Origin of the sequence: Vibrio pectenicida (assembly GCA_024347015.1) — a bacterium.
Taxonomy (GTDB): domain Bacteria; phylum Pseudomonadota; class Gammaproteobacteria; order Enterobacterales; family Vibrionaceae; genus Vibrio; species Vibrio pectenicida.
This window is the reverse complement of sequence record AP024890.1, coordinates 482,739-509,050: the sequence shown is the minus strand read 5'-3', so window position 1 is coordinate 509,050 and position 26,312 is coordinate 482,739. Positions and strand designations below refer to the sequence as shown.

Annotated in this window: 18 protein-coding genes and 1 pseudogene; 8 read left to right on the top strand and 11 right to left on the bottom strand. The window is 40.0% G+C overall.

The genetic code is table 11. The features are described 5' to 3' along the window. Positions 1-182: 182 nt before the first annotated feature. The 6 genes from OCV27_RS17290 to OCV27_RS17265 all read right to left on the bottom strand — a co-directional run bounded on the left by OCV27_RS17290 (position 183) and on the right by OCV27_RS17265 (position 11,271). Positions 183-2,294 (bottom strand): hypothetical protein, encoded by a 2,112-nt coding sequence (locus OCV27_RS17290; RefSeq protein ID WP_125323228.1) that lies wholly within the window; start codon positions 2,292-2,294, stop codon positions 183-185. Positions 2,295-2,332: 38 nt separating this feature from the next. Then, positions 2,333-5,035 carry a hypothetical protein gene (locus OCV27_RS17285; RefSeq protein ID WP_125323229.1) on the bottom strand — a complete coding sequence of 901 codons (2,703 nt, stop codon included), beginning with the start codon at positions 5,033-5,035 and terminating at the stop codon, positions 2,333-2,335. A gap of 526 nt (positions 5,036-5,561) precedes the next feature. Then, on the bottom strand, positions 5,562-6,755 hold the full coding sequence (locus OCV27_RS17280; protein ID WP_125323478.1) for a DUF3103 domain-containing protein: 1,194 nt from the start codon (positions 6,753-6,755) through the stop codon (positions 5,562-5,564). 397 nt (positions 6,756-7,152) lie between these two features. Then, positions 7,153-8,091, bottom strand: coding sequence for a chromosome segregation ATPase (locus OCV27_RS17275; RefSeq protein WP_125323444.1), 939 nt, complete (start codon positions 8,089-8,091; stop codon positions 7,153-7,155). Continuing rightward, entirely contained in the window at positions 8,091-9,416 is a 1,326-nt protein-coding gene (locus OCV27_RS17270) for a sphingomyelin phosphodiesterase (protein ID WP_125323445.1), read from the bottom strand. Before OCV27_RS17270 ends, OCV27_RS17275 begins: the two co-directional genes overlap by 1 nt. A 514-nt stretch (positions 9,417-9,930) precedes the next feature. After that, on the bottom strand, positions 9,931-11,271 hold the full coding sequence (locus OCV27_RS17265) for a DEAD/DEAH box helicase (protein WP_125321341.1): 1,341 nt from the start codon (positions 11,269-11,271) through the stop codon (positions 9,931-9,933). Between the two features lie 340 nt (positions 11,272-11,611). On the opposite strand from OCV27_RS17265, the gene OCV27_RS17260 reads away from it, so the two are divergent. After that, positions 11,612-11,839, top strand: a complete 228-nt coding sequence (locus OCV27_RS17260; protein ID WP_125321340.1) for an Lpp/OprI family alanine-zipper lipoprotein — start codon at positions 11,612-11,614, stop codon at positions 11,837-11,839. Positions 11,840-11,908: 69 nt separating this feature from the next. On the opposite strand, the gene OCV27_RS17255 is transcribed toward OCV27_RS17260, so the two are convergent. Genes OCV27_RS17255 through OCV27_RS17240 form a run of 4 tightly spaced genes read right to left on the bottom strand, consistent with a single transcriptional unit; the run spans position 11,909 to position 15,971 of the window. Next, positions 11,909-12,814, bottom strand: coding sequence for a L,D-transpeptidase family protein (locus tag OCV27_RS17255; protein WP_125321338.1), 906 nt, complete (start codon positions 12,812-12,814; stop codon positions 11,909-11,911). A 1-nt stretch (position 12,815) separates the two neighbouring features. Next, entirely contained in the window at positions 12,816-14,231 is a 1,416-nt protein-coding gene (phrB, locus tag OCV27_RS17250) for a deoxyribodipyrimidine photo-lyase (RefSeq protein ID WP_125321337.1), read from the bottom strand. Next, a complete protein-coding gene (locus tag OCV27_RS17245) occupies positions 14,228-15,019 on the bottom strand; it encodes a MerR family transcriptional regulator (RefSeq protein WP_125321335.1) in 792 nt (263 codons plus the stop codon). The genes phrB and OCV27_RS17245 overlap by 4 nt, the downstream gene beginning before the upstream one ends. 1 nt (position 15,020) lies before the next feature. Further along, positions 15,021-15,971: a YbgA family protein gene (locus OCV27_RS17240; RefSeq protein WP_125321333.1), complete on the bottom strand. Its 951-nt coding sequence runs from the start codon at positions 15,969-15,971 to the stop codon at positions 15,021-15,023. Positions 15,972-16,313: 342 nt separating this feature from the next. Here OCV27_RS17240 and deoD point away from each other — a divergent pair, with 342 nt between their 5' ends. The 6 genes and pseudogenes from deoD to OCV27_RS17210 all read left to right on the top strand — a co-directional run bounded on the left by deoD (position 16,314) and on the right by OCV27_RS17210 (position 23,362). Then, on the top strand, positions 16,314-17,024 hold the full coding sequence (gene deoD, locus OCV27_RS17235) for a purine-nucleoside phosphorylase (RefSeq protein ID WP_125321331.1): 711 nt from the start codon (positions 16,314-16,316) through the stop codon (positions 17,022-17,024). 63 nt (positions 17,025-17,087) lie between these two features. Continuing rightward, a complete protein-coding gene (locus tag OCV27_RS17230; RefSeq protein ID WP_125321329.1) occupies positions 17,088-18,557 on the top strand; it encodes an IS1 family transposase in 1,470 nt (489 codons plus the stop codon). A 121-nt stretch (positions 18,558-18,678) separates the two neighbouring features. Further along, positions 18,679-20,145, top strand: a complete 1,467-nt coding sequence (locus OCV27_RS17225; protein WP_125321345.1) for a tetratricopeptide repeat protein — start codon at positions 18,679-18,681, stop codon at positions 20,143-20,145. A 1-nt stretch (position 20,146) separates the two neighbouring features. After that, complete coding sequence (locus tag OCV27_RS17220) at positions 20,147-21,727, top strand: GGDEF domain-containing protein (RefSeq protein ID WP_125321327.1); 1,581 nt, start codon at positions 20,147-20,149, stop codon at positions 21,725-21,727. A 121-nt stretch (positions 21,728-21,848) separates the two neighbouring features. Then, positions 21,849-22,125 (top strand): annotated as a pseudogene (locus OCV27_RS17215) (DUF3302 domain-containing protein); the annotation flags it as partial. A 106-nt stretch (positions 22,126-22,231) separates the two neighbouring features. Further along, a complete protein-coding gene (locus OCV27_RS17210) occupies positions 22,232-23,362 on the top strand; it encodes an HlyD family secretion protein (protein WP_125321323.1) in 1,131 nt (376 codons plus the stop codon). Positions 23,363-23,448: 86 nt separating this feature from the next. Here OCV27_RS17210 and gltS read toward each other — a convergent pair whose 3' ends face one another. Further along, on the bottom strand, positions 23,449-24,675 hold the full coding sequence (gltS, locus tag OCV27_RS17205; RefSeq protein ID WP_125321321.1) for a sodium/glutamate symporter: 1,227 nt from the start codon (positions 24,673-24,675) through the stop codon (positions 23,449-23,451). A gap of 636 nt (positions 24,676-25,311) precedes the next feature. Between gltS and OCV27_RS17200 the strand changes: the two genes are divergently transcribed. Then, on the top strand, positions 25,312-26,235 hold the full coding sequence (locus OCV27_RS17200; RefSeq protein ID WP_125321320.1) for a polyprenyl-phosphate transporter: 924 nt from the start codon (positions 25,312-25,314) through the stop codon (positions 26,233-26,235). Positions 26,236-26,312 lie beyond the last annotated feature (77 nt).

Genomic DNA, 26,312 nt, shown 5'->3' with positions numbered 1-26,312 from the left:
ACATGCAACAAATACCAAAATCAGACAACCTTTTTTGCCAAAAGAGCTAACTAGGTGTGGTAAGACTCAATGGGGTCTACTTCTTAGTATGCCCATTGAGCTTTATTGATTGTTTTTTATTCAGCAATGACGTTTTGTATCTATTACACTACGGTATGTTGGACATACCTTACATCCAAATGTTAGGGAGACACAACCTTATCAACTGGCGGTACTATGTCATCAGAAAAAAGAACTTCTTGGCTTGTTTCATCTGCTACCTGGCCAACGCTGTTCTCACCATTTACTGCGATAAGTAATGTACCTTGCTGCCACTGGGAAATATCTTCATCAATAGTATGCCAAAGGCCATCAGGCCCAACCTTTGCTTTTTTTGTATAATTCTGACTAGGAATATTTTTTGTAGTAACACTAATCGTTAGCTCAGCATTATTTTCAAATCCCTTTGAACTGCCAGAAACAGAAAACATCCTTGTATCACTCGCCAATAAGTCATCAATAGGATCCATAATGAGCACAGGCTTGAGTGCTATTACTTTACTAAACACCATACCCTCATGAGGCTCCAAAGCTGTATCTTCATACCCAGAAACATCCAGTACAGATGTAGCAGTATTAGTAGGTAACTCCAGCACATCTACCCTACCGACCCAACTAATTGAAACATCTTCCATCATCGGTTGATCTTCAAAAATAACACTTTGCCCATTTAGTGTTGCCGTAGGCTGCGTAACTCTCTCATTAAAAGCCAAGGTTACTAAAGCGGATTGACCATCTATAAGTACTTCTTGCATGTCACTCACTTTTTCTAGCGTAGTAGGCAATACTTCTATCACAGACTGGACAACTTGGGGCTGGATATGATCCACATATCTAGATCGTTTATTGGCTGTGACCTGACCTACCGAGAGAATTTCTGGGCCCATGACATGCACTGTAAAATCAGCTTCCTCCCAAAACGTCATATTTTGAGAAGGTGTTAGCCAACTACCATCAGGACCATTTGTTGTAACCTCTATAGGACCAAATTTATCTTCAGGACGTTTATCGGAAGCAACGGCTACAGTCAAGGTGGTACCACTCTCATAACCTTTAGTGGTACCACTAAATACAACTTGTGTAATCTCATCATTTTCACCATTAACGATATTATCTTCAGTAACGTCATCAACTGTGATCGTGGGAGTAACAAGAATTTCTTCTATAAATTCCTGATGGTGGTTATTCACTTCATCATGGTAAGTATCTTTAACAATGAGTTGTTTTGACGCTTCATCGGCTTTAAGTGTAATAGGCTCAGACGTCTCACCAGTCCAAACAAATTGATACTCCTCTGCATTTTCAAATACAACATCAATTCCATCAAAGGTCGCTTCAACATCAGCTACTGGTTCTGAGAACTCGATAGAGAAAGATACGGTGTCATCCTGAGTTGGAAACTCCGGAGATACAAGAACACTTGCTTTTTGTGGTGCTTGGTTATCAACATAATAAGTTGATACTATGATAGGGCCTATTCTATTTTCTACCCCATCTTTTGCAGTGACTTCAATTTCAAATTGTTTGACATCCTCAAAAATTACTTCTTGAGAATCAATAACAAAATCATAAACTTTCCTATATTTTGTAGACTCATCGCTATTCACAAAATCAATATCAGTAATTAATTTTTTTTTTGAATTATCGACACCAAAAACCTTTAAACTCTCAACATCAACTGTTGCTGAATCTTCAATGATCAATGTTGAAGTGACTTTGCCAGCTATTTTGAAGTCATTTCCAGAGCCAGTAGTAGTAAATGCTCCTTCTTCTTGTACCTCATTTGGCGCAAGAGTAACTAGCGGCGGTTCTCGATCAATACTACCACCTTCATCATCAAATACAGTAACACTGCCATATGTAGGGTTTGCTGTAGCAAAGTGATCTGCTTGAGCAAGTGCATACTGAGATTCAATACCCGCATCAGTGACTATCTCATAATAATACCTAGCCAAACTATCTCGATAAATTTCAGAATTCAGCTCATCAAAACCAACAAGGATTTGACCGCTTTCTCCTTGCCCGTCAGCCTTACCATCATAAGATAAGTCTTCATAAAAAGCGCTAGCGTAATCAATGGAGCTGGCGTCACTTGCGCTGTTTTCATGTGCCATCTCTGTCAAACTTTCAAGCAAAAAGCGGTAGATATATTCGTCACTCAAAATGGGGGGGAGGCTAGAACTCAGCATTTCATTAGTCGCATAAGGAGTACCAACAGGATCAAAACCAAGCATTGAGTTTGCTTGATTGTTCAATGCACTTTTTACCTCCACTAGTATTTGTTCAGCTTTCGCTACCGTTTTTCACCTGAATCCAAACTATCCCATTGGCTATCGAACAAACCTGTGTGGTAACTTGAAAACTCGGTAATATAAAGTGTTGTTTTATCAGCAGAAGAAAAATATGCACCAAGGTTATCATTTGTAGAAATAGCGACCGGTATTGATTCATCTTTACTCCACTGATAGTAGTGAGTACGACCATCACTCTTAACAAATACTCGGAAAAACTCATAGTCAGCCGAATCATAAGTTATCGTACAACTTGCCACATCATGTGCTTGACCTACTTGCTGTGTAGTACAAGATTTAAGATAATTGAATGCGCCGTTAGACTTAAGTCCTTCGAGCCTTACTTGAGCATTTATAAAGGGTGAAACAATGGTCACCTCTGGCATATCAAATGTTGACCTAAAATAAACTTCTTGAGGAGCGCTCTCATTGCCAGATGCATCAATTACCGAAATAACCAACTTCTGTATATCTTCGGAAGTCTTATCCCCAAAATATAAATCAAGAACCTCCTTTGAATAAGGTATGTGGTATGTCATTCGAGGAACATTACCATCAGCATCATACTCAAGAGCTTCAAACGGAATGGCTACATTTTTTCCGGATGCAGCATCACTAGCTTTTTGCGTGGTTTCTGTCTGGTATATGAATGAATCTCCCCCTTGTTCCTTTGAAAAATACTTGACCTTTAAAGTCAAATTATCAGCAGATGAACCATAGACATTTTCATCACTAGTATCGTCAAAGATTGTAGCGCTTACAAAAGGTAAGGAGACATCAATTAATGACTGCTTATTAAAATCTGTAAAATCTAACTCTGGATGAACTACCGATACCCCTCTTGATGCATAATCATAGAGTATCTTCAGATACTGAGTTGAGCTTCCGACAGACAAGTTATTATACGTTGCCTCTGAATATTCCGCATCAAAGCTAATTCCCTGATCATCTTCAAAATTAAAGAACTCTTTTGGATATTTCACCTGCAAAATAGGTACAACGTTATCATTATATAAAGTAAAGTTGGATTCACCTATATTCCCATTAAGGTCTTCAGTCGTTATCTTAAAATTGGCTGTATCCCCAAATGCTGCTGTCGAGTAACCATTAGTTTTAAACTCACACCATGTTTGAGAACCAAAGATTTTTGCCGTACATAAATAAGGTTGTGGCGCTCCACTCGATAGTGAAACGTAAACAAACCCATTAACTAACGACTCGGGGTCTTCTTTTACTAACCCTTCTAGAAGGTAGGTCGGTGTTGATTCATTAATTGTCTGTGCCGAAGTGATCTCAATAATTGGCGCTATGTTATCCCAAATGAGTGGTAATAAAGTGCCGGACATATCTTCATTACCCATGACATCAGAAGTTTGAACCAGTAAATAGGCTTCTGGAGATAAACTTTCATCCTCAGAATCTAAATATGTCGTATTTATATTGACTTTTAGACTGGTTTCCCTAGGTCCAGTAACAAAATCACTATCATCAATCCAACATAAAACATCAACTCTATCCCTATTAGAGCTACAAGTGATGTCGTTCCATTGCTCTGATTCATCGAATCTATGCCGAAGGGTGATTTGGGTATCAGACACTCCTGTATCATCGCTAATGAGCAACTCTACTGTATCCAAACCTTTAAGAACAGAGTTGCCATCACGCTCAGCACTAGGGGGAGTTTCGTCAATCTCTATTTTAGTTCTGGATAAAATGACTCCTTCATTACCTTTAACACCTCTATTATTAAGATAATTTGCCATGCTCTGGTAACGATCAAAAGCCGCACCATCCATAAATTTGTCAAAATGTTCACTATCTAGCCCAGATGCTAAGTTAATCTCTGGATCGGTGACGACAATCATTACCTGCTGAGCAATCGAATTAGTATAAAAATCCGTATCAATACGCTCATTACCAAAATAGATGGGCTGCGAAAACGAAGCTGTTCTATCTAACTCTTTTCCATCAAGATATCCATCCGCCAAAACATCACGATAACCAATGTCGGATAAATTCATAGAGGTATACGCATCCCCTCCATTAGCACTTTCTTTCAATAAATCGTAAGCAAATGAGGCGTATGCTGTTAACAACGCACCGTATAAATGACCATCAGTTGCAACACCAGAAACACCACCTTTTGTGATATCAATGGGTAAAACAGAATTAATGTTAAGTTCTTCAGCTCCGTACATAGAACTGACGGTACTTATCGAATCATCAATGGCTTGTGCAGCTGGAACCCCATTTTTTATCTTAAACTCAGCCAAGCCAGTAACAATGTAAGTTAGAGGGGTTACCATTACCTGTTGAGATATTCCCTCTGTATAATTGAATACACTGGCCATATGTATCGGTTTACCATTACTGAACTCTACGCGATCTCCCGAAAGTGGATCTTCATATATCCCTCCCTTCACTTCAATGTATAAAGGCATCGAAGCTGAGTCGACATCAATTACATACTCCCCCTTTACAGAAGTCGATACTGTACCTAGCTCACGCCCTAGCAAACCATTGTTAAATTCGTATATTGTCACATCAGCTTTTGATACTGGCGCATCAAATACCACACCTGTAATTGTTGCTGTTGTTCGAGAACGAGGGGATGAATCACCTCCTCCATCTCCTCCACAAGCACTAAGAATCAACATCGATATAAAAACAAATATGAATTTTTTAAAAGGTAAAAAAACCAGCATAATAAAATATTCTTGTTAGTTAAAACTATAAAAAATTATATTTACAGTGAGTTCAATAACAACAAGACAAAACATCTAAAAATAGACACCAAAAACAGTCAAATATTTAAAATAAACATTTAATTCGAATTTTACCTAAAAAAAATAACTATATGAGCAGTTAATTTGACTTTAACATATGGTAATTAATATCTATTTTATTTTATATTTAGGACGCAGGTAACACATTAAAATAAATTTTATCAATGTCTATTTCATAAACATAACGATGCTATATTATTTGGTAAATAATATATTTAACATTATAGCTTGTGGTGATTTTTATTGGATTATTTATATTTTAAATAACAAATTTAGGGTTCAATATTTAAAATGTATATATGAAATATACATATTGAAATTTTCATCAGATTATATGATGTTAGAATTTAAAATAGATTATTCTACTATTTAGTAACATTTAAATGTTCAAAAATAAAAAAGCAGCGAATGTTATTAATTTTCGCTACTTTTTTATCATCAATATTTATTCGGTGGGAGAAATCGTCACTGGTTTAAAGGTTGCTACAACATTACCACCAGCTCCGGGACGCTCAACATAAGGAGTGTTTTGCATCAGGGTATAGTAAGAATCAAGATAGTCATCATCGTTGGTTAATACACCGTCTGGAATAACATCAATAATTCTATTAGTTATTTGAGCAATGATGGCATAACCTTGAATTTCTGGGTCAGGGATCATTTTCAAAATATCTCCTGCGGCTTTGACTAAGATTTTCGCCAGCTCTTTATAGTCAGTCCCGTCGTCTTGCTCCATCAAGATCATATCCACAGCACCCCAACGATAACGTGGCCAGAAAATCATGGTTTGGCTTGGATAGTAATCTTTACCATCGTAATCTAAATACGGCATATCAACCAAGTCAATTTCAGGTTCGACTCGGCTTGGATCGACACCTGTAATAATGGCGTACACTTCTGCCTTGCCTGAGATCCATGGCTCTTCATCATCATCAAGTCGAATTTTAGTTAATTGCGTAGTATTAAGTGGTTCCACATCGCTGAGTTTCGCCGATCGGTTAATGTCTTTCTTGGCATTAGAAAGCGTTTTAGAGCTGTCATTGGTGATCAAATTAGAATCTTGGCCCAAGCGATTCATCTCAGCTCGCATTGCCATTAGCCCAGCACGAAGCTCTTTCGCTCCATTACTGTCAACCACAAGTACTGGCACATCTGGCATTTGGTAAATATCCAATTCATGGACTTGCCCGTAAACATCATAAGCTTCGATGTATTGCCAATTTGAATCATCACCTGAAGGTTCAAATGCGAACAGCGGACTTTCTCCTTCCTTCCAATCTTTAACCATTGACGCATCGGCAATTCTTAGCTCCATAACAGAATCGGTATACCGGGTAATGCCTTTAGTTTGACGGTATTGATAGTCTGCCTGTTGCATCTGCTGTTTGAACGCTGAGTATGGTTGAGCACTGTCTACAGAATCCAAACCAGTAGCCAAATTTTTCTCTGTGATTTGTGATTTGATTGATTGCTCTAAATCGGCATAGAGCGCACTAATTTGCAAAGCAAGCGCCTGTTTCTGTCGTGCAATCTCCTCAGATTTTGATTGCGAATCTGTTGTGTTTACAGTTTTTGCATTCAACTGGAAGCCAACCATAGTTGTCGCAAGCATCAAGCTGATAGGTAGGTTTGGTCTCATAAAAATGGTCCTTATTTGAATTTTTATCCCTAATAGAGCTTTGCCCTACCCCTCCCAACCTATCACCTGAATCAATAAGTGGAACAAAAACGATCGATTTTTGTTCTATTTTTCAGATAGAGATCACTTAATGAACAAATTGTTCGAAATTCAATCTATGCCGACTTGGAATTTTAAAATTGATTAATCAATTAATATGCAAGGGATAGTATTATCAGTTAAATTAGTAAGTTAGAGGTTAAATGCACCTTAATGTAAAGTCATTATTACAAGCTTTACAGCCATGGTAACGATTGATATTCTTGAAGAGTAAATACTCTATCTTTACAAAAATCTTTAAATGTGGATAAACAAGAACAATGATAGAGGTGGAGCACAGGTAACAATTCATTTTAATCTATTGATAACGAAAATAGTCTTTGCGAAATTTACTGATTTCTTTCTCAGTGTATGTTTGCCATTCACTATCTGACAGGTTTGTGATCTGCCTTTGAGCTCTTAGAGATTCGTTTAGCGCTGAAAGCTTGGTTTGGTATTGGTCTACCTTGTCATTTTGCTGCACTACTTGCTGCTCTCTTGCAATAATTGCACTGAGGTCTTTATCGGTTAGATATCGCTTCGCTAGCTGGTTTTTTATCTCTTGAACCTGATCTGGTGAATATGTGATTGGGATAATACTGACACCCTTTTCATATTTTGAGTGATCACTTTCAAGCACCAACAATACCTCTTGTCTTTGCCATTTGGCCAATAGTGCTTGGTAGTCATCAACAAACTCTTCCACTGAAGTATCAGATAGGCTACCTAGCTCAAGGCTAAAATCATAAAGAGCAAATTCATCGGCAAAAATCACATTAGCAAAATCACCCCAAACCATAGCTGCAAACTGCTTAAATTCTGCCACCTTATCCGAAAGCGAAACCAAATGATTAAGTTCAGTATCTACCCAAATTCGTTGCCAGTCTTTATTGAGATCAAGATAGCGCAAGAGCAACTGATAGCGAGACTTAGATAATTGCAGTTTGAGGTTGGAGAGTTGGAGTGCGCAGTCATCAAGACGCTGACACTCTCGCCAAAATTGCTCTAAAGCGACAACTAGCTCCCTGCCTTGACTATTGGCTAATTGTACCTTCGAAGACGTTTTAACTGTCTCTACTGCATAAGTGGAAGGCGTTTTGACTGTTCGGTCTGCTGAGTGCTTGTTCATTGCCTCTAAACTCAACTCAAGTTGTTGCGCATTAGTCTTTCCCGCAGCATCAACTCTGACCTCTTCTTCTGGCCAGAGATAAATGCCCGCTATCACCGCGAGCATAAATAAAATATAGTGATAAGCCATCACTTAATCACTGCGCTAACGGGAAAATGATCTGACAGGTTGTAGTGCTTCCAAAGCCTCTCATCGGTAGTACGAGGTACATCTACACGATTATTGTTATGCATTTTCATAGCATATTCGTTGCTCACCATAACATAATCGAGGTATTCAACATTTTCTCCGCCCGATAAAGCCTTACCGGAAAAGTCATTAATACGGGGATCAAACGTCGATTCTGTGTACCCCGAGTAATCAGGTTCTATAACACTCAGATTTTCCATCATACGTTGATAGTCAAAGGGAAATTTCAGTTTATTAACATTAAAATCACCACTGTAGACTACCGTTTCTTGAGAAGGAATTTCTAAGGATTTAGCCAGAGCACGGATCTGTTTAAACTGACGCTGACGATATTCTCTAGCTTTATCCGTGTCAGAAGAGGCCGTATGTGTAGCAAACACATGATAAGCCTTGCCTCCTTTGATTATCTCTGCGTAGTTAACACCTTTATCAGCAAAACAATCTGTGCCCGCACAATCTGGAAATACATACTGCGTCTGTCTCACAATAGGAAAACGACTGACAATGATGACACCACCATCGTGTATGTTCGGCCCCTTCTTATCTAACATCTCAGTTTGGTATGGGTATTCCTTCGCCAACTCACGCAAAAATTCATTACGTCCACTGGCAAACACTTCTTGCAAAGCCAACACATCATAGCCCAGTACATGATCAGGAATAATGTCGTAGCGATCGCCTATATGAGAAGCCATTACCGGTAAAGCCCAGATATTATACGTCATGATCTTGAGTGTATTTTCGTCCGGTTCGGATACCTCTCCAGTTTTCACTGGCGTAATCGTATAGTGAAGGTCATCATAGCGAGCAGTTTTAGAAGACTTAAAGCTTAGCTCCGCATTGTGTTCACCAAATGCAGAGGTACTAAAACGGTGCACTTCTCGATCATCTCGCAAAGCAAGTGCCAAATCTGAAGAAGACACACCATATTGAATTGTGGAATTATACCAATGCCCATTCATCACCTGATTGAGCTCTATACTTTCCCCAACGGGGTTCGAAACCACTGTGCTGAATCTATATATTTGGCCCGATTTTACCCCTTCCCAACGATTAAAACTCAAAACCGATTTCGTTTCCCATGGGCCGAGTGTCTCTATAGGTTGCTGCCATTCCTTCCCATACTCCAATGTGTCAGAACCATCATGACTCACTTGTATGGTTAATGGCTGTGATGAATTATTGGTCAAGTAGACGTCTGTATCTGCCATAACAGGCATTACAACGAGTGAAACTAGCAAAATCTTCCACTGCTTAAAACTCATGTTATCTTCCTTTATCTGAATTTACGGTTAAAATTTAGACTAAATATGTTTCATATTTGTTATAAATAAATTAAGAGACATGATTTATAGTGTTAATTATAAAACGTGATGACAAAGGGCTTTTTAACACATTAAAGGCTCAAAGTTTGAACTCGTTTAAACATTCAGAACTCTCAATGCAATCATTGTTTTTATCAAAATGAAGCCCGAAAACAAGTATCTTTGGGTATTAGATTTTTCACTATTAAGAAAAATTTCAAGATTCAAACACTAGTATGAAAATTGTTCGATATTGGAGCTGGATAATTGCTCATTAAAAAGGGATTTTTAGGCACTGTATGCTTATGAAAAATTTAAAGAAACTCAGTCTTTTTCGCCACTTTTTAGTGCTAAATATAATTTGAGCTGTAAGCAAAAAAAAACCACCAAAATGGTGGTTTTTCTGGATATGATGAGTTGAAAAGCGCAAATATTATCGCTTTAGACCTTATTTTATTCAGATGATTAACTAAATTTAATCATCGTCTTTAGGTAAGACTTTCTTTTTCGGAATAAATACCGAATCACCTACAGCAACATTTTGGTAAAAACCTTTGTCGCGTTGCGTTGGTTTTTTGCTCAGTTTTTTATTATCTGGCTTAGACTTCTTGACCACTTTATTCTTAGTCCGGTAGTCTGTTTTCTTGGGTTTTAAGCCTTTGAACTTACCTTTAAGCCCTTCTAATTCAGAAAAAGTGATATCTTGCTGTAAATAGGTTTCAACACGCTTAAAGCTATCCCAATCTTTGGGGCCAACTAAAGAAAGAGCATCACCTTTATTTCCCGCTCTACCTGTACGGCCAACACGGTGAACGTATTCTTCTGTATGCTTGGGCATATCAAAATTGACTACATGTGTCACATTAGCGATGTCCAGCCCACGAGAGGCTACATCCGTTGTAACCAAAATTTTAAATACCGCACGCTCAAATTGGCTCATGATCGTGTTGCGCTGAGTTTGATTAAGATTGCCACTTAAGGCGACAGCTTTTAGCTTATTAGCATTGAGCTTCTCCGTCAGACGCTCAGTATCAACACGAGTTGCTGTAAATATAATCAACTGTTTATACTGAGCATCCTGTAATATACGTTCCAAAATCAGCTCTTTGTGATCGAGGTGATCACAAAGATAAAATGTCTGCGTAATGTCCTTATGTTGCTCGTTCGAAACTCCAATCGCAATTCGCTTGGGAGCATCCAACATTTCAAACGCAATACTGTTTACTTCAGCATGATCAAGTGTTGCTGAGAACATCAAGGTTTGGCGGCGACGATGCTTGGCTGCACTGCTAATCCGGCGTAATTCAGGGGCAAAACCTAAATCCAACATACGGTCAGCTTCATCTAGGATAAGAGTTTCCAGCCCATCCAAATATAGCGAGCGATGTTCAAGATGATCAGCTAAACGCCCAGGTGTAGCGACAATAAACTTTGGATAACGGCGTAACGCTTTAACTTGGTCGTTAAAGTTTTCACCACCAACAATTAACGTTGCCTCGTACGACAATCCAGCCAGCATAGAACGTAGCTCACCATACACCTGTTTTGCCAATTCTCGGGTAGGAGCAAGAATAACACCTCGGGGGTCTTTGGCAGAAAATGCTTTGTTCTTTAGAGACTTGTGTAGCATAGGTAACACAAACGCAAGCGTTTTTCCTGAGCCTGTTTTTGAAGAAGCAAGTAGATCTTTTCCAGCGATCGATACCGGTATGGCCTGTTGCTGGATTTCTGTAGCTTGCTTAAAATCAAAATGCTTAAGATTTTTCAATAAGCGATTGTCTAACCCTAACTCTCTAAAGTGCAAAGTATTCTCCAGTTTAATATGTGTCTCAGTCTTGTTCTTGATTTAAAACCAAACACGGAAATTTTAAAAAACGCGCCATGATACCCTGAAAGCGTAGGAGTGGATAGAGATCACATAAAATTATCTATTTCAGCTGGGTTTGGTACTCATTCTAGTTAGAACATTAACATTTACATCCACTGGCTGTGAGACATGTATCAATTAATTCGATAATTGCTTAAATTCTTGGGTTTTTTTGACTTTTTCTTGCTTTTTGACAGGCAGAATAGAGTCTACACTTTAGGAATCGTCACTATATGAGCGTAAAAGTATAGGACGTCTTTTTGATACTTTACATGCAAGGAGTTCTTCTATGAACAAAATGTTGATCGCAGCTGCGGCCTCTTCTGTACTTTTTCTCGCAGGTTGTGCTTCAGGCCCAGACAAAGCATCTTCAGCAAAACTTGACGAGCTAAGCAATCAGGTTAGCCAACTAAGCAAAGATGTACAGGCACTTAAATCTGAGTCAATGTCAGCTCGTGAAGAAGCTGCACGTGCTAACGAGCGCATCGACAACATTGCCCAGTCTTACACAAAGTGAGTCTGTCAATATTCGATTAGAAAGGGCCTGCTAACACAGGCTCTTTCTGTTTTTGTCAGCAGCAACTCATCAATCGATAAAATCAGGTGAAACTACCTCAACAGGTACACCATTTTGGGCAAGGATGACCGCTTTTGCTTTAACATCAGATAGGTCAAATTCATCTAACCACCAGCGTAGCTCCTTAGGTAAGACTAATGCTTTTTTACTGCCATCGCTACGCGTCAATGGCTCATGCGCTTCAACAAATACGCTCCGATCAGGCTCAAGTGCAACTTTGATTGGCTCATTAATGATTCTCACTTTTTCGCCTAAATTCACTTTTGGAAACAACCAATCAATATCTTTCGGATCCATACGAATGCAACCAGAGCTTACACGAAGCCCAATGCCAAAATCTTTGTTTGTCCCATGGATAAGATATTCACCAATGCCGTACGCCAGTCGCATAGCATAATCTCCAAGCGGGTTATCAGGGCCGGCTGGTACAATGTTTGGCAAGTCGATGCCTTTCTCTCGGTATTCTTTGCGAATTGATTTTGGCGGCTTCCAGGTCGGATTACGCTTTTTCTGGCTGATACTTGTCGCCATTTCCGGCGTATCCCTACCAATTCGTCCAATCCCCACTGGAAAAATATGCACCACATTATTTTCTGGCTGGAAATAGTACAAGCGAAGCTCAGCAAGATTAATAACAATACCTTCTCTTGGTACACTCGGAAGTATGATACGAGTTGGGATAATCAAGACATAGTTTTCAGCAGGCAAGAAAGGGTCGACACCTTTGTTAGCCGCCATTAAAGATAAAAAACCGACATCATAGCGCTTTGCTATGTCTGAAAGGCTTTCACCTTCTACCACTTGGTGATATTGGGTGCGCCCAACAATATTGCTCCCTTCTGCTGGCATTTGATAAGTTACCGCCAACACATTCAGACTAAAGCAACATAAAAGAGGGAGAAGAATACGCAGCATGTTAAGCGTCCTTAGCTTCCTTATAAAGGCGTAAGGTTACTTCCCTCTCGACCTTATGATCAACTATTGGATCAGGATATGACACGTTTCTTACATCCGGACACGCCCAAGGCTTATGAATATAGGAATCTGGTACCTCGGCTAATTCAGGTAACCAGTGTCGGATGAAGGCTCCAGATGGATCAAATCGCTCTCCTTGCGTAATAGGGTTAAAGATCCTGAAATAGGGTTGTCCATCGCACCCAGTAGAAGCACACCACTGCCACCCTCCATTATTGGAGGCGTAATCACCATCAATAAGATTATTGATAAAATATCTTTCACCTATTCGCCAATCAATATGCAGGTCTTTAATCAGAAAGCTGGCAACAATCATTCTAAGGCGATTATGCATCCATCCTGTATGATTAAGTTGTCGCATTGCAGCATCCACTATTGGGTAGCCCGTCTGTCCCATTTTCCACTCTTCAATCCATTGGCTATCGTTGTGCCAAGTTAAACGTTCACCCCAGTTAAGAAAGCAACGTCCCTTACTAAGCTTAGTTTCAAAATGGATAAGGTGCTGGTAGAACTCTCGCCATATCAACTCACTTTGCCACACTGCTCGACCTTGGCTTAAAGGTAGTGTTTGACCATACATAAGTCGAGCCATACATTGGCGAACCGATAAAGCCCCTATTGCTAGATAAGGTGACAACCTACTGGTTCCGGAAATTGATGGAAAATCACGATCACTAGCATATTGATCCACATGCTGAGCATCAAACTCTCTTAGCTCAGCTATGATGGAGCTTGAATCTACCTTCCATACCTTACTGTCTTTTCTTGGGTAACTAAAAGGAGAGTCTTGGTTAAACAACAGTAACCTCACTACATCTGGTAGAGGTCCTAGCTTTCCCTTTTGGGTTTTTTTAACCTCAAACGACTGCTGCCCGAGCTTTACAAGATATGCATTTTTAAACGGAGTAAATACTTTAAAATAGCTGCCTTGTTTATTGACTATTGTTCCGGGTGCAAAGATACACTTGTCTTCACAGCATTGAAAACGAATATGATAGGCTGCTAATTGACTAGCAAGGCCATCATCACGCTGACATTCATTAACTTCATGTTCACGGTTTACAAATACTGTGTCAGCATTCAGGCTTTTAGCAACATCAGCAACCCGTGAAGCACTGTCCGAAAACTGTGGAACTTCGTCGTATAACAACTCAATATTTAACGCCGCCAACTCTTGACTAAGTTGCTGTAACCTGCGAAATATTAAGTCGGCTTGAATAGGCGCTAAACCATGGTCTTTCCAAGTTTCAGGCGTTGCGATATAAATACAGACAACAGGCTGGCCATGGCTAAGGGCTTCAATTAACGCAGTATTATCATCAGCTCTTAAGTCTCGTCTTAACCAAACAAGCTTCACTGTTCACACCGTAACTGTTTTAGGAGTTCAGAAACGACTATTTGTCCTGAGAACTTTGCCTCTAGTTGGTTGAGCGCCGTCAATTGAGCTTCACCGATCGCTCGGGCACTATAGATGCCAATAAGAGAAAACTCTTCAATTGCCGGATGAATAAGTAATCCTGATAAGTCCTCTACTTCTTTCAACATGGTAATATTAAATCCCTTTTCAACCAACGACAGTGCCATCAAGCAAGAACCTATATCGGCATTACCTAATATACTAATAAATAAAGCCTTTCCAGAGCGAGTTGCTTTATTTTCAGCATCGATGATCGAGTTAAGCTTATTCAGCATTAATGACTGAAACAAGCCAAGTTGAAGTGTGCGTAAACATTGTCTAACGGAAGATAGTGCTTTCAATATCGGTTGAATGAACTGTCCATCCACGACCTTAAGAGGGTATTCTTTTACCACAGCATTGATAAGAGTTTCAGCCTTACCTCTATTTAGATTGGCTAAAGCATCAAGTACAGGTTCAACATCATCTAGTTGAGCATCGTTATATGTCATATCGATAGAATTGCCGTTACCCGACTCAATCAAAGCTTTGATTTTGCCAATTGATACTCCTTTGTTCAACCATCCTTGAATTTTGTCAATTAGGTCGATATGTTTTTGGGTATAGAGCCTGTGCCCTTTTGGCGTTCTTTCAGGTTCAATCAAACTGTATCTTCTCTGCCAAGCCCTCAGGGTCACGGGTTTAACCCCTGTCATTTCAGAGATTTCTCTAATAGCGTATTTCTTCATTTTATAATCCGTATCTCAACCTCATTTCCTGAGGGTGAGGCTGCAAAAATTTTTGCTCTAATAAATACTCGTCAGGGAAAGCTGCTAAATAATGCTTAATTAGAGTAATTGGAGCCAGCAGGGGTAAAATCCCCTGACGATATTCCTCAATAACTCTGCATAATTCAACTTTTTGCTCTTTACCTAGCACTCGTTTGAAGTAGCCTTGTAGGTGCATTAACACATTAGTGTTGTTTTTCCTGCTCGCCCGATGTACAACAGCTTTCATTAAGCCTTCTCTATACATTTGGTAAAAATTAATTAAGTCATAGTCTTTGATGTTCGCGACTAAGCGACCCAAGTCTTTGTAAGATTGAGGATGGTGAGACATCAAGGTCAATTTGTAGCGTGAATGAAAGGCCACTAATTTTCCTGCGGTAGGTTCATCTCCCATCGAGTCATAAAAATCTCTCAACACAAAAATACGTGCAATAAAATTTTCTTTTAGCACCGGATCATTTAATCGTCCGTCTTCCTCAACAGGTAACCAAGGCATTTGCTTCATCAATTCCTGAGTAAACAATCCTACGCCAGTATTTTCCGCCCCCCCTTTGCGATATATTTTGACTCGCTCCATACCACAGGTAGGTGATTTAGCACACACTATGTATCCACACAAATCTTGACTCTTCAGTTCCCCAACTTTTTGCTCGGAATAATCCAGCATTTTAGCCGTGTGTTCAATGTCAGGATTTTTGGTCTCTACAAGAGCAACCCTTTCTTGATTAGATATCAGGCGAATTGTAGGGCGAGGTACAGGCATTCCCATGCCAACTTCAGGACATACAGAAACAAATTCAAAATACGGCGCTAATTCTTTGGTCACAAATTTGCTGGTTTTATGCCCAGAGTCAAAACGAACGTTTTCTCCTAACACACAAGAGCTGATACCCACTTTAATCGAGTTTGTCATTTTCTGATTCCTCAGTTGGATAGTATACAAAAATATATATTGTATAAGAAATAGCACAAGCTCATTTATTTGTACAATATTTAAATTTGTATAATTTAAAACTTGACACGCATTCACAACACTTTGAGGTCAAATAAAAAACAATCCTCTTTTGCAAATCGATTGCTTTAACTCTTTCAACATAAAAGGTTATCACCACCAATAACAATAACGATAGCAGTGACTTTTGTGATGAATATCTCATGGTAATACGCTAGATCTAGCTAGTATTCACCTACAAATTTCAAATCAACACAATTAGTAATCAGAAGTTAATATTTCTAATCATTCGGAGTAACGACTATGGCAACCCCACACATTAATGCTCATCCAGATGATTTCGCAGAAACGGTTTTAATGCCAGGCGATCCGTTAAGGGCTAAATACATTGCGGAAACTTTTCTTGAAGATGCCAAACAAGTTTGTGATGTACGCAATATGTTCGGCTATACAGGTTCATACAAAGGACACCGTATTTCAGTTATGGGGCACGGTATGGGAATCCCATCATGCAGCATCTATGTACATGAACTGATTACAGAGTATGGTGTGAAAAATATTATCCGAATAGGCAGCTGTGGTGCCGTAAGAGATGATGTTAATTTAATGGATGTCGTCATTGGTATGGGCGCGTCAACAGACTCTAAAGTAAACCGTATCCGCTTCAATGACCATGACTTTGCTGCAATTGCAGACTTTGAGCTATTAGAACAAGCAGTTAAACAGGCACGGTCACAAAATGTGTCAATCAAAGTTGGTAACGTTTTCTCAGCTGATCTTTTTTACACACCTGAATCTGAGATTTTTGAAAAGATGAAAAAGCTCGGTATCTTGGGTATCGATATGGAGGCTGCTGGTATTTATGGCGTTGCAGCTGATCATGGAGCAAGAGCACTGACTATTCTGACTGTCTCTGATCACATTATACGTGGCGAAAAACTCAGTTCAGAAGAACGCCAAGAATCTTTCGATGACATGATGAAAGTGGCACTAGAAACGGCCATCAACATATAAAAAATCATATTTTTCTACCAAGCGGGTTGCTTAGGTAGCTCTGATAATCCCGAGGGGGAAATAGTGACGTCTGGCAAACTGCCCAAGGAAGCAGATGGGTTGCAACTCAATTTTTGTAAAACATTAGCGTGTAGCAATTTTGGACTGAGTGAAGCACATAGATATGTGTTGCAACATGCAAACCCCAAACGGCCGACGATGGTTTGTCGAGAATGTGGCGCTTTTCCCCCTTTACTTAACAACCAAGAAGTCATAAACGAGTTACAACGTTTAAGGCAACTTCACAACGACGGTTTACCCGCCTGCCGAAATAGTCACTGTGAACACTTTGGTCTTTCTGTTCATACTCACAAACACGTCTATCATGCTTTTGGCTATAGTGGAGACCGCCAACGTTATCGTTGTAAACTATGTCAATTAACCTTTGTTGATAAATGGTCTGGCACTAATCATAAACTCTCTTTCCAAGAGAGCTTACTGGGTTTTCTTTTTACTGGATACTCTGTGCGGGAGATTTGTCGCAAGTTAGAAATCAACCCAAAAACCTTCTATGACCACTTAGATCATATTGCCAGTAGATGCCGTCGCAAACTGGCTATGTTCGATGCTCGTTGGGTTAATCACGCCAATCAATATGAATTAGCATCCGATTACCTACCGCTACAACCTAAAAGCAATAATGGTGTTCTTTGGTTCGTTACTGGTGATGCTCAAACTGGCTACATTCTATGCCAACACGTTAATTACTCTGGAAATGAGGAGCCACAGGGCAGTATTGACCACGACCCCTATCAGCCCTCTTCACGGCTTGTAAGTCATGAATATTCACTAGAGGCATATACACCAATTCCCTCAGGATCTATGATATTGAAAGAGCGAATTGATCAAAAATACCAAGCCATTCTAGCAAGAAGTAATGTCGAAGATCCCATAGGTAACTTAAGCCAACTTAATTACCCTACCAAAGGTGCTCTAATCAGGCCACCTTACACCTCATACGCGCACTTTTTACATGTTCTTTCACATTGTAACAATGAACGAAGAGTGACTATTTATCTCCCACAAGACCCTATTTTGCGCTCTGCTGCATTAAGCGTTGGTCTCTCAAGAATCCAGCGTCAAAATATCGACCTTATGTATGTAGAGGAAGACAAATACTGGGAGAATAATAATAGTATCGACAAAATTGATATTCTTCATATGGGATGGTGGCGAGACCGCTGGGCAATCACCACCGCCGAAGGTTCTTCTAAGGGCATTTGTTATCTTGCGGGAAATAATAATCAACCTAAAGAATGGCTTAGAAAAGCAAGCGTGCGCCAAACCTCCTTTTATCAGCATAGGTTTCAAGCACTTTTTGAAGACTTCATCAATGAGCCTAGACGTAAACTCCGCCCTGGAGGTTTATTACCATTACTGGATATATTCAGAGCATGGCATAACTTATGCTATCAAGATAAGAATGGTATGACAGCAGCGCAAAGCCTCGGTTTGACTCAAATGCCTCTAACATTGAGAGAACTGCTTTCATAATTGCTATATTTGAAATAAGCCATTAAGTCTTAAGTGTATTCGTGCTGCAGCTGTACCAGTCAATCTTTATGTAATGGCGATGAATACATATTGTATATTTGGCAGTGAAGGGGTTGGCTCATTGGATAAAAACCAGAACCTTTTAGATACAGAAATTGAACAGCTTCGAGCACGCATTGAGCATGAACCGGAGAAGGTTTTAGCTATCGCAGAACAATGTGTCACTCGTGCAAATCAGGTTTTATACCCTGAAGGTGCGGTGCAATGCCTGATTATTATGTCTCGATGCTCTTTGTGTCTGACGGACTACAAACTTGGGCTCAAATACATCAAGTCAGCTCTTAACACACTCAATACGCTCGACACCGATGACTATTTGGCTGAAATCCTTCATATCCACGCCCTCCACTTTTGGGGGCAAGCCAAATATTATTCCGCGCAACAATTTTGGATCAACGCACTTGAGCAAGCAACGTTAGTAGATGAGATTAAGATTCAGATTGAATGCTTAATTGGGTTGGGCAATGTTTGGCGTATCACCCATCAATATAACCTAGCTAAAACGACTCATGAGCTAGCGGTTATTGTTGCCAATAATGCTCGTATTGCTTCTCTTGAGGGCAAAGCTCGAATACTTCTCGCTTGGGATCTTTATCTTCTCAGCAATTATGTCGAAATGCTTACTATACTCGACGGGGCAACTGAGACACTAAAGCAACATGACAATAAAACATGGCAGGCAGAAGTTTGGGATTTTAGAGGACTTGCTTTACTTGGACTTAAACGAATAGAAGATGCAGAAGTGGCGACAGCAAAAGCACAAGCGCTTGCTGAGGAATATAATCTAGTCTGGATGAAGGCAAATTCTTATGTCAGCTTAGCGCGTCTAGAGCTCATGAGAAAATGTCCAGACAAAGCAGCACAGCTGTTAATTCAGGCTGAGCGCTCTGCCCACACTTTTGACAATGGTGAATTACTTTCACAAATCTGTTTTCAGCAATCAAGGGTTGCAGAAGAACAAAGCGATTACAAAGCCGCTCTCAACGCATTTCAGAAATACCGTAAATACTCCATTAGCAACTTAAAAGAACAAATGGCACGCGTCACTAAAGACAAAGCTTGCGCATCGAAAAATCAATTAGAGCAACGAGCACGTAAGCTCATCAATCGAATTCGCGGGCAGCACGAGTATGGCCCAGAAAAACAGCTCAGCCAGATGGTTTCTGAAATTTATTGGTGGGAGCAACTTATACTATCTAAGATGGAATTAAAGCGATCTAATCATGCTGTTATCACTATCCAACATAAGGATTCCGACTACATTGAAGTGTGTTCTGAACTTGCCCATTCATTATGTACCCAGAAAGATTTACTTTCCCGCTTAAGTAACGATAGGTTAGGTATTCTCCTTGCTGAAAAAGGCGATGCCGCTGCGCAGGTATATCAAGTATTAGCTAATATGATCGAAATCTATCCTTGGCATCGAAAAGGACTCGACAAACCTCTACCCAAAGTTGAACTACAAGATATCTTAATGTTCCCTTTTACTCTGGAACAGTTAGAAGACGACCAACTCATGGAAGAATAAAATGGAAGATTTACTACACAAGATTTCTGAGTCTGGGCTAGATGCCTCTTCCGTATTAGGTGAAGAAGCGATTATTTTTTGGAATCACATCCTCCAACATATCGCCACAACTGCTCAAGAAAAAGCAATCTGCTTAGCAATCAGTGCAGAATATCGCAGACAACTAAAACAGCCAAAATCATGTATTGAAGAGCTCAAACTTGCGACAGAACATCTCATTTTACCCAATGATTCTGAGCTTATTCTTGAAATTAGACACTGTTTAGCAGAGCGACTAGTAGAAAGCGGCGAGTACTCAGCAGCGTTGCAAGAATATATTAGCTGTTCAACTATCGCCGTCGATAATAGTCATATCGACGCCTACGTATTAGCTGTAGTAGGCATGGGAAATTTATGCGCTACCTATGGAGACCATGCCCGTGCACTAAGGTACTACCAGAAAATTGATGCTATTGATCATGCTATATCCAGTCGTTCTCTGCGCCTAAGATATAAGCTTTACATACTTACTTGCTATATTGAACTCAATCGTACAACAGCAGCCAAGGATATTCTCAAAGAATGCTCAGAACTTGCAATATTGGTTAGTGATAAAACCTTTACTAGCCAGGTTTTTCTTTATCAAGCCAAGCTCTACCGTAAACAAAGTGAGCACGGCAAAGCTATGGAATGCTTAGGTAATATTCAATATACGGCTGGGAATGTGAATTCAATGTGGTTATCTAAAATGGTCCGTTTTGAGTTGGCCCACTGCCTAAACAACACAAACAAGCCACACCTTGCTAACTGGGTATTGGACTCAGCGCAAAAAAAAGTGACTCCTTATACTTCTCCGATACTTGCTCTCAAACTTAATACGGTATTAGGTGAACTATATGAACAACAAGGAAAATTCAGACCAGCGCTAGAATGCCAAAAACGCGCATTTCGAATTGAAAGCGATCTAATGAAACAAGTGCCCATTGCCGAACTTGGTGCATCTCAGCTACGTCGCCTCGCCAGATTTGAGTTACACCTAAAACTTATTTTGTCTGAAATAGAAAATCGGGAGCTAAAAGAAACCACAGAAAATCAGAAAAATACCGTTGCCAAGCTTAAGCAAGATGTATTTACTGATCCCCTAACCAATCTAAGTAACCGCCGCTGGCTAGACGTGAAACTTAAAGATTTACTGCTGCATGATGTTCCATTTGCATTACTGATCGTCGATATCGATCACTTTAAATCGATTAATGATGAATTGAGTCATCTCGTCGGTGATAAAGCCATAGTGAATGTATCAAGTGAACTCGCTACTTACTTCAAATTCAGAGGAGCATCTTGTGTACGCTTTGGAGGTGAAGAGTTTCTAGTCATCATTGAGCGATGTACAATTGAGCAAGCCACTATGCATGCAGAAAGCTACCGCGAACGTATATTTCAGTTTGGTTGGCAAGATATACTTGGCGAAAGAGGCCTCAGTGTTAGCATCGGTATCACCTTACATCGTGAAGGTGAAAATACCCAACGGACCTTTCATCGAGCAGATAAAGCACTCTACAGAGCTAAAGCAAATGGCCGAAATCAAGTCTGTACTGAGTAGCAAATTTCTCAATTTGTTAAAAGGTAAAGCTATAAAAAAATAACTAATTCATTATTCTTACTAAAATATCCACTTAAATCATGATTAAAATTAGCTACAAACATAAAGAGGGAGCAAATTTATGTTTTTGGATTACTTCGCACTTGGTCTATTGATCTTTGTCGCGCTGGTTATATTTTACGGCATCATTGTGATCCACGATATCCCCTACGAGATTGCAAAAGAAAGGCAGCATCCACATCAAGATGCAATCCATTATGCAGGGTGGGTCAGTTTATTTACACTCCATACAATTTGGCCTTTTCTTTGGATATGGGCGACCTTGTGGCGACAAGAAAGAGGTTGGGGGTTCCAAAAACTCGAAGAAGAGCAGCATGACATTCATCATAGAATGGACCGAATTAGTGAACAATTAGGCCATTTGCAGCAGCAAATTGATACGATAAATATCAAATCAAAACCCCAAGCAGAAATATATTCTGAAAATAATGAGGAGAAACAATAATGGATTTACTCCTTATCTTAACGTACGCCGCTTTATGTATAGCTATTTTCAAAGTATTCAACATTCCTCTCAATAAGTGGACTGTACCCACAGCGGCTCTCGGAGGTGTGGTGCTTGTCGGCACTTTGATCTTACTAATGAACTACAATCACCCTTTCACACAGCTTGGGAACCAGGTGTTTTCCACCACACCGATTGTTTCTGGCGTTAGAGGGCGAGTTATTGATGTACCTGTTGAAGCCAATAAATCTCTCAAGCAAGGAGATGTGCTCTTTGTTATCGACCCTACGCCTTTTGAAGCAGAAGTAGATAAGTTAAAAGCTAAGATCAAAGAAGCTAGTCAAAATGCTCTTAGCCTGCAAGCTGATGTTCTGGAGGCTCAAGCAGCTTTGACCCAATCGATTGCTGATCGTGATAAGGCACAGCGAGAATTTTCGCGCTACAAACGTGGTTATAAGAAAGGGGCGTTCACTGAACAAGAGCTTGATACACGCCGTCAAGAATACAAAGCATCCGAAGCTGCTGTCGATGTATCGAAAGCGAGGGTTAGCCAAGCAAAAATTGCACTAAACTCTGATATAGGCGGTGAAAATACACTAGTTGCTCAATATCTTGCAGAACTTCGCCAAGCAGAGTTCGATTTAGAGCAAACTATCGTGAGGGCACCAACTGATGGCTTTGCTACCCAACTAGCACTACGACCTGGTGTGATGGCAGTGCCTCTGCCACTTGCCCCTGTGATGACTTTTGTCCATACAGAAGACACTCTATATGCCGCCGCATTTAGACAAAATTCCCTTCAACGCCTACAACCTGGCTATGAAGCTGAGTTTCTCTTTAGAGCCATTCCGGGCAGAGTATTCAAAGGAAAGGTCGTAGAGGTATTGCCTGCCATCGGCGAGAGCCAATTTCAAGCTCGAGGTTCTCTACTGGGTACTGAGGCACTTCGCACCAGCGGCCGTGTTTTTGTCACCCTAGAGATTACCGATGATCTATCTAGTTACCACCTACCAATGGGTACTGCCGTAGAAGTCGCTGTGTATTCAAATAAGTTCACCCATGTTTCAATCATGCGTAAAGTACTGATCAGAATGAAGAGTTGGCAGAACTATTTGTACCTCGACCATTAAGCCGAATATCTATTATTAAATACTGCAATAAGCCCCAGCTTAACTTCCAAACTGGGGCTTATTTGTTGAGTAGCCTCGGAATTGGTTTAACCTATAAGTGAGATGTAGCCCTGTAGAATAATCAGATTCACAATGTCGATAAAAAATGCACCAACAATTGGCACAACAACAAAGGCTTGAGGAGATGGGCCATACTTGTTCACCAATGACCCCATATTCATCACGGCGGTCGGGGTTGCCCCTAAGCCAAAGCCACAATGGCCACCCGACATAACAGCAGCATCATAATTCGAACCCATTACCTTAAAGGTAACAAAATAGGTAAACACACCTAACACCACTGATTGCACAGACAATATGATTAAAAATGGTATAGCCAGATCAAATATATTCCAAAGTTTCAGGCTCATTAGAGCCATTGCCAAAAAAAGTGACAAAGATACAGTACCGAGAATATCCACGGTTTCAACATCCATTCGATTGACTTTGGCCACTTCCATGACGTTAGTAATGAATACACCGATAAATAGAGCATAAACAAAATCCGGGATCATTAACCAACTAATTTGCAGGCTAGTCACCCATTGCTCAAGATACTTTGCACCTGTGACACAAATCAGCAAGACAAACAAAATTTCAATGACCTTTTTTGCTGTAACCTTATCTTCTTCGTACTCGTTATAGGTCACCAAATCAGGAAACCTTTCATGGGTGTTTGCCCCACTCCCATAGTCAGACTCAAAGCCATTTTTATTAATCAATTTTTGCGCAACTGGGCTACCAATAATTCCGCCAACAATTAGGCCAAAAGTTGCAGATGCCATGGCAATTTCTAGGGTGTTACTAAGCCCATAAGTCTCTGAAAAAGTCTGCGCCCATGCAGCACCAGTACCATGTCCTCCAGATAAAGTAATTGAGCCTGCAATTAACCCCATTAAGGGATCTAGGCCAAGAATCGTTGCCAATGAAACACCAACAGCATTTTGGATAATAATGTAAAAAGAGGCGACCGCGAGAAAAATAAACACCTTGGCCCCGCCTTTTATCAACTGAGTATAATTTGCCGCGAGCCCTACAGTGCTGAAAAACATCAGCATAAATGTATTTTGTAATGGCAATGAAAACTCTAGGTTGATCCCTTCAAAGTGCATCATTGTGATGACAAACGCCACAATTAATCCACCGACAATTGGCTCTGGAATGTTAAATTTCTTAAGAATGGGGAGCTTTGAATTTACAAAATGGCCCAGAAATAATACACAAATAGCGATTAAGAAAGACTCTAATGGCCCAACTGAAATTACCTGATTCATATAACCTCTTTATTGTCTGTCGCCCACCTTCCATAACTAGGCAACTGCATAACGTTTCGACATCTTTGCTAACCTATACCCTAGTTAGTCAACGAGTATTAGTTGCGCAATTCTAAACTGAAACCTATCGCCAGCTATCTCTATTAAAAATACATTTAAACAATAAAACCGTATGCATACCGTTTTAAATGCAAAAACAAAGCGCACATTATGGATATAATCTAAGAGACTTGTCGAGATCTGACTAGAAATTTGTCTCTTTTATTGGTGTAAACTTAACCGAAGGTCAAAACCAAAAAAAAGCCAACCGCAACAATTGCGATTGGCATCTATATTTTGTGAACAAATCTATTCACTAACAACGTCAGTTGGCTAGGTGACCCTCGGCTTAATAAGGGTCAAACAGTATAATGCATTATGCGTGCCAACATAAAAAGCACATTAAAACGATACTTTGCTTCAGATTTTCATCCGGTTATCGTGATGGATTTGCAAAACGCAAATCGCATTTTGCAAATCCATGCAAATAAATATAAAATAAGACTCCTATTAATTTGGAGCCTTATTCATAATTTGGTACTGTTTGACAGTCATTATCGCTATAATCCGGTTACCCACACTAACTTGCTCTAAAGAATGAAATATCTATCAACTTTCGTAAAAGGTTTAGCCATGGGAGCAGCTGATGTTGTCCCAGGAGTATCTGGCGGTACCATCGCTTTCATAACGGGAATATACGACACTCTGCTAGAGAGCATTCGCCGTATTAACCCACAACTCATTGGTATTCTTAGGCGTGATGGTGTCAAAGCGGCTTTTGTGCATATCAACGGCTTTTTTCTTATTGCATTATTTGCTGGTGTTTTCACAAGCATTGCAACGCTAGCAAAACTCATTTCATGGCTACTAGTAACTCATCCGATTCCACTATGGTCGTTCTTTTTTGGCCTGATCGTGGTTTCAGTCTTTCATATGCTCAAACAAATAGAGAAGAAAAGTCTGAGCCGACTGTTATTACTTCTTTTCGGTATTGGCTTCGCGTACAGCATTACTATACTTCAGCCACTACAACTTGAACCAACCAATATCAATATCTTACTCGCAGGTGCCATTGCAATTTGTGCCATGATACTCCCTGGCATCTCAGGCAGTTTTATTCTCCTTCTCATAGGAATGTACACACCCATCTTGGGGGCAGTAAAGTCTGTAGATATTACTGTGCTACTGCTTTTCATTTCCGGATGCGTCACTGGATTACTGAGCTTTTCACATGTACTCACTTGGCTTCTCAAACATTTCAGAGACCTTACTTTGATTTTCCTTACCGGGTTAATGGTCGGGACATTACCTAAAATATGGCCTTGGAAAGAAACACTTAGTTGGAGAACTAACTCTAGTGGCGAGCAAGTACCATTGATTGAGCGCAATCTCTCACCCCTCGATTTTGAAGCAATAACTTCACAACCCGCGCAAATAACGGTAGCTATTCTTCTTATGCTGAGTGCGATTGTCTTAGTCCTAACTCTCGAAAAATTCGCTACATCTTCCAAAGCTCAATAGCATAAAAAATCAATAATTTAAGACAAGCAGCAAGTCTGCTGCTTGTCGCCTCCTCTATACTCATTCCAAAACTCATA

Excerpts from the sequence above, each read along its gene's own strand:
- OCV27_RS17240 (WP_125321333.1), bottom strand. The coding sequence starts at position 15,971 with ATGACAAACTCGATTAAAGTGGGTATCAGCTCTTGTGTGTTAGGAGAA.
- OCV27_RS17200 (WP_125321320.1), top strand. The coding sequence starts at position 25,312 with ATGAAATATCTATCAACTTTCGTAAAAGGTTTAGCCATGGGAGCAGCT.
- OCV27_RS17270 (WP_125323445.1), bottom strand. The coding sequence starts at position 9,416 with ATGAGTTTTAAGCAGTGGAAGATTTTGCTAGTTTCACTCGTTGTAATG.
- OCV27_RS17255 (WP_125321338.1), bottom strand. The coding sequence starts at position 12,814 with ATGCTGCGTATTCTTCTCCCTCTTTTATGTTGCTTTAGTCTGAATGTG.
- deoD (WP_125321331.1), top strand. The coding sequence starts at position 16,314 with ATGGCAACCCCACACATTAATGCTCATCCAGATGATTTCGCAGAAACG.
- OCV27_RS17275 (WP_125323444.1), bottom strand. The coding sequence starts at position 8,091 with ATGGCTTATCACTATATTTTATTTATGCTCGCGGTGATAGCGGGCATT.
- OCV27_RS17280 (WP_125323478.1), bottom strand. The coding sequence starts at position 6,755 with ATGAGACCAAACCTACCTATCAGCTTGATGCTTGCGACAACTATGGTT.
- OCV27_RS17245 (WP_125321335.1), bottom strand. The coding sequence starts at position 15,019 with ATGAAGAAATACGCTATTAGAGAAATCTCTGAAATGACAGGGGTTAAA.
- OCV27_RS17220 (WP_125321327.1), top strand. The coding sequence starts at position 20,147 with ATGGAAGATTTACTACACAAGATTTCTGAGTCTGGGCTAGATGCCTCT.
- OCV27_RS17210 (WP_125321323.1), top strand. The coding sequence starts at position 22,232 with ATGGATTTACTCCTTATCTTAACGTACGCCGCTTTATGTATAGCTATT.
- OCV27_RS17285 (WP_125323229.1), bottom strand. The coding sequence starts at position 5,035 with ATGCTGGTTTTTTTACCTTTTAAAAAATTCATATTTGTTTTTATATCG.
- gltS (WP_125321321.1), bottom strand. The coding sequence starts at position 24,675 with ATGAATCAGGTAATTTCAGTTGGGCCATTAGAGTCTTTCTTAATCGCT.
- OCV27_RS17260 (WP_125321340.1), top strand. The coding sequence starts at position 11,612 with ATGAACAAAATGTTGATCGCAGCTGCGGCCTCTTCTGTACTTTTTCTC.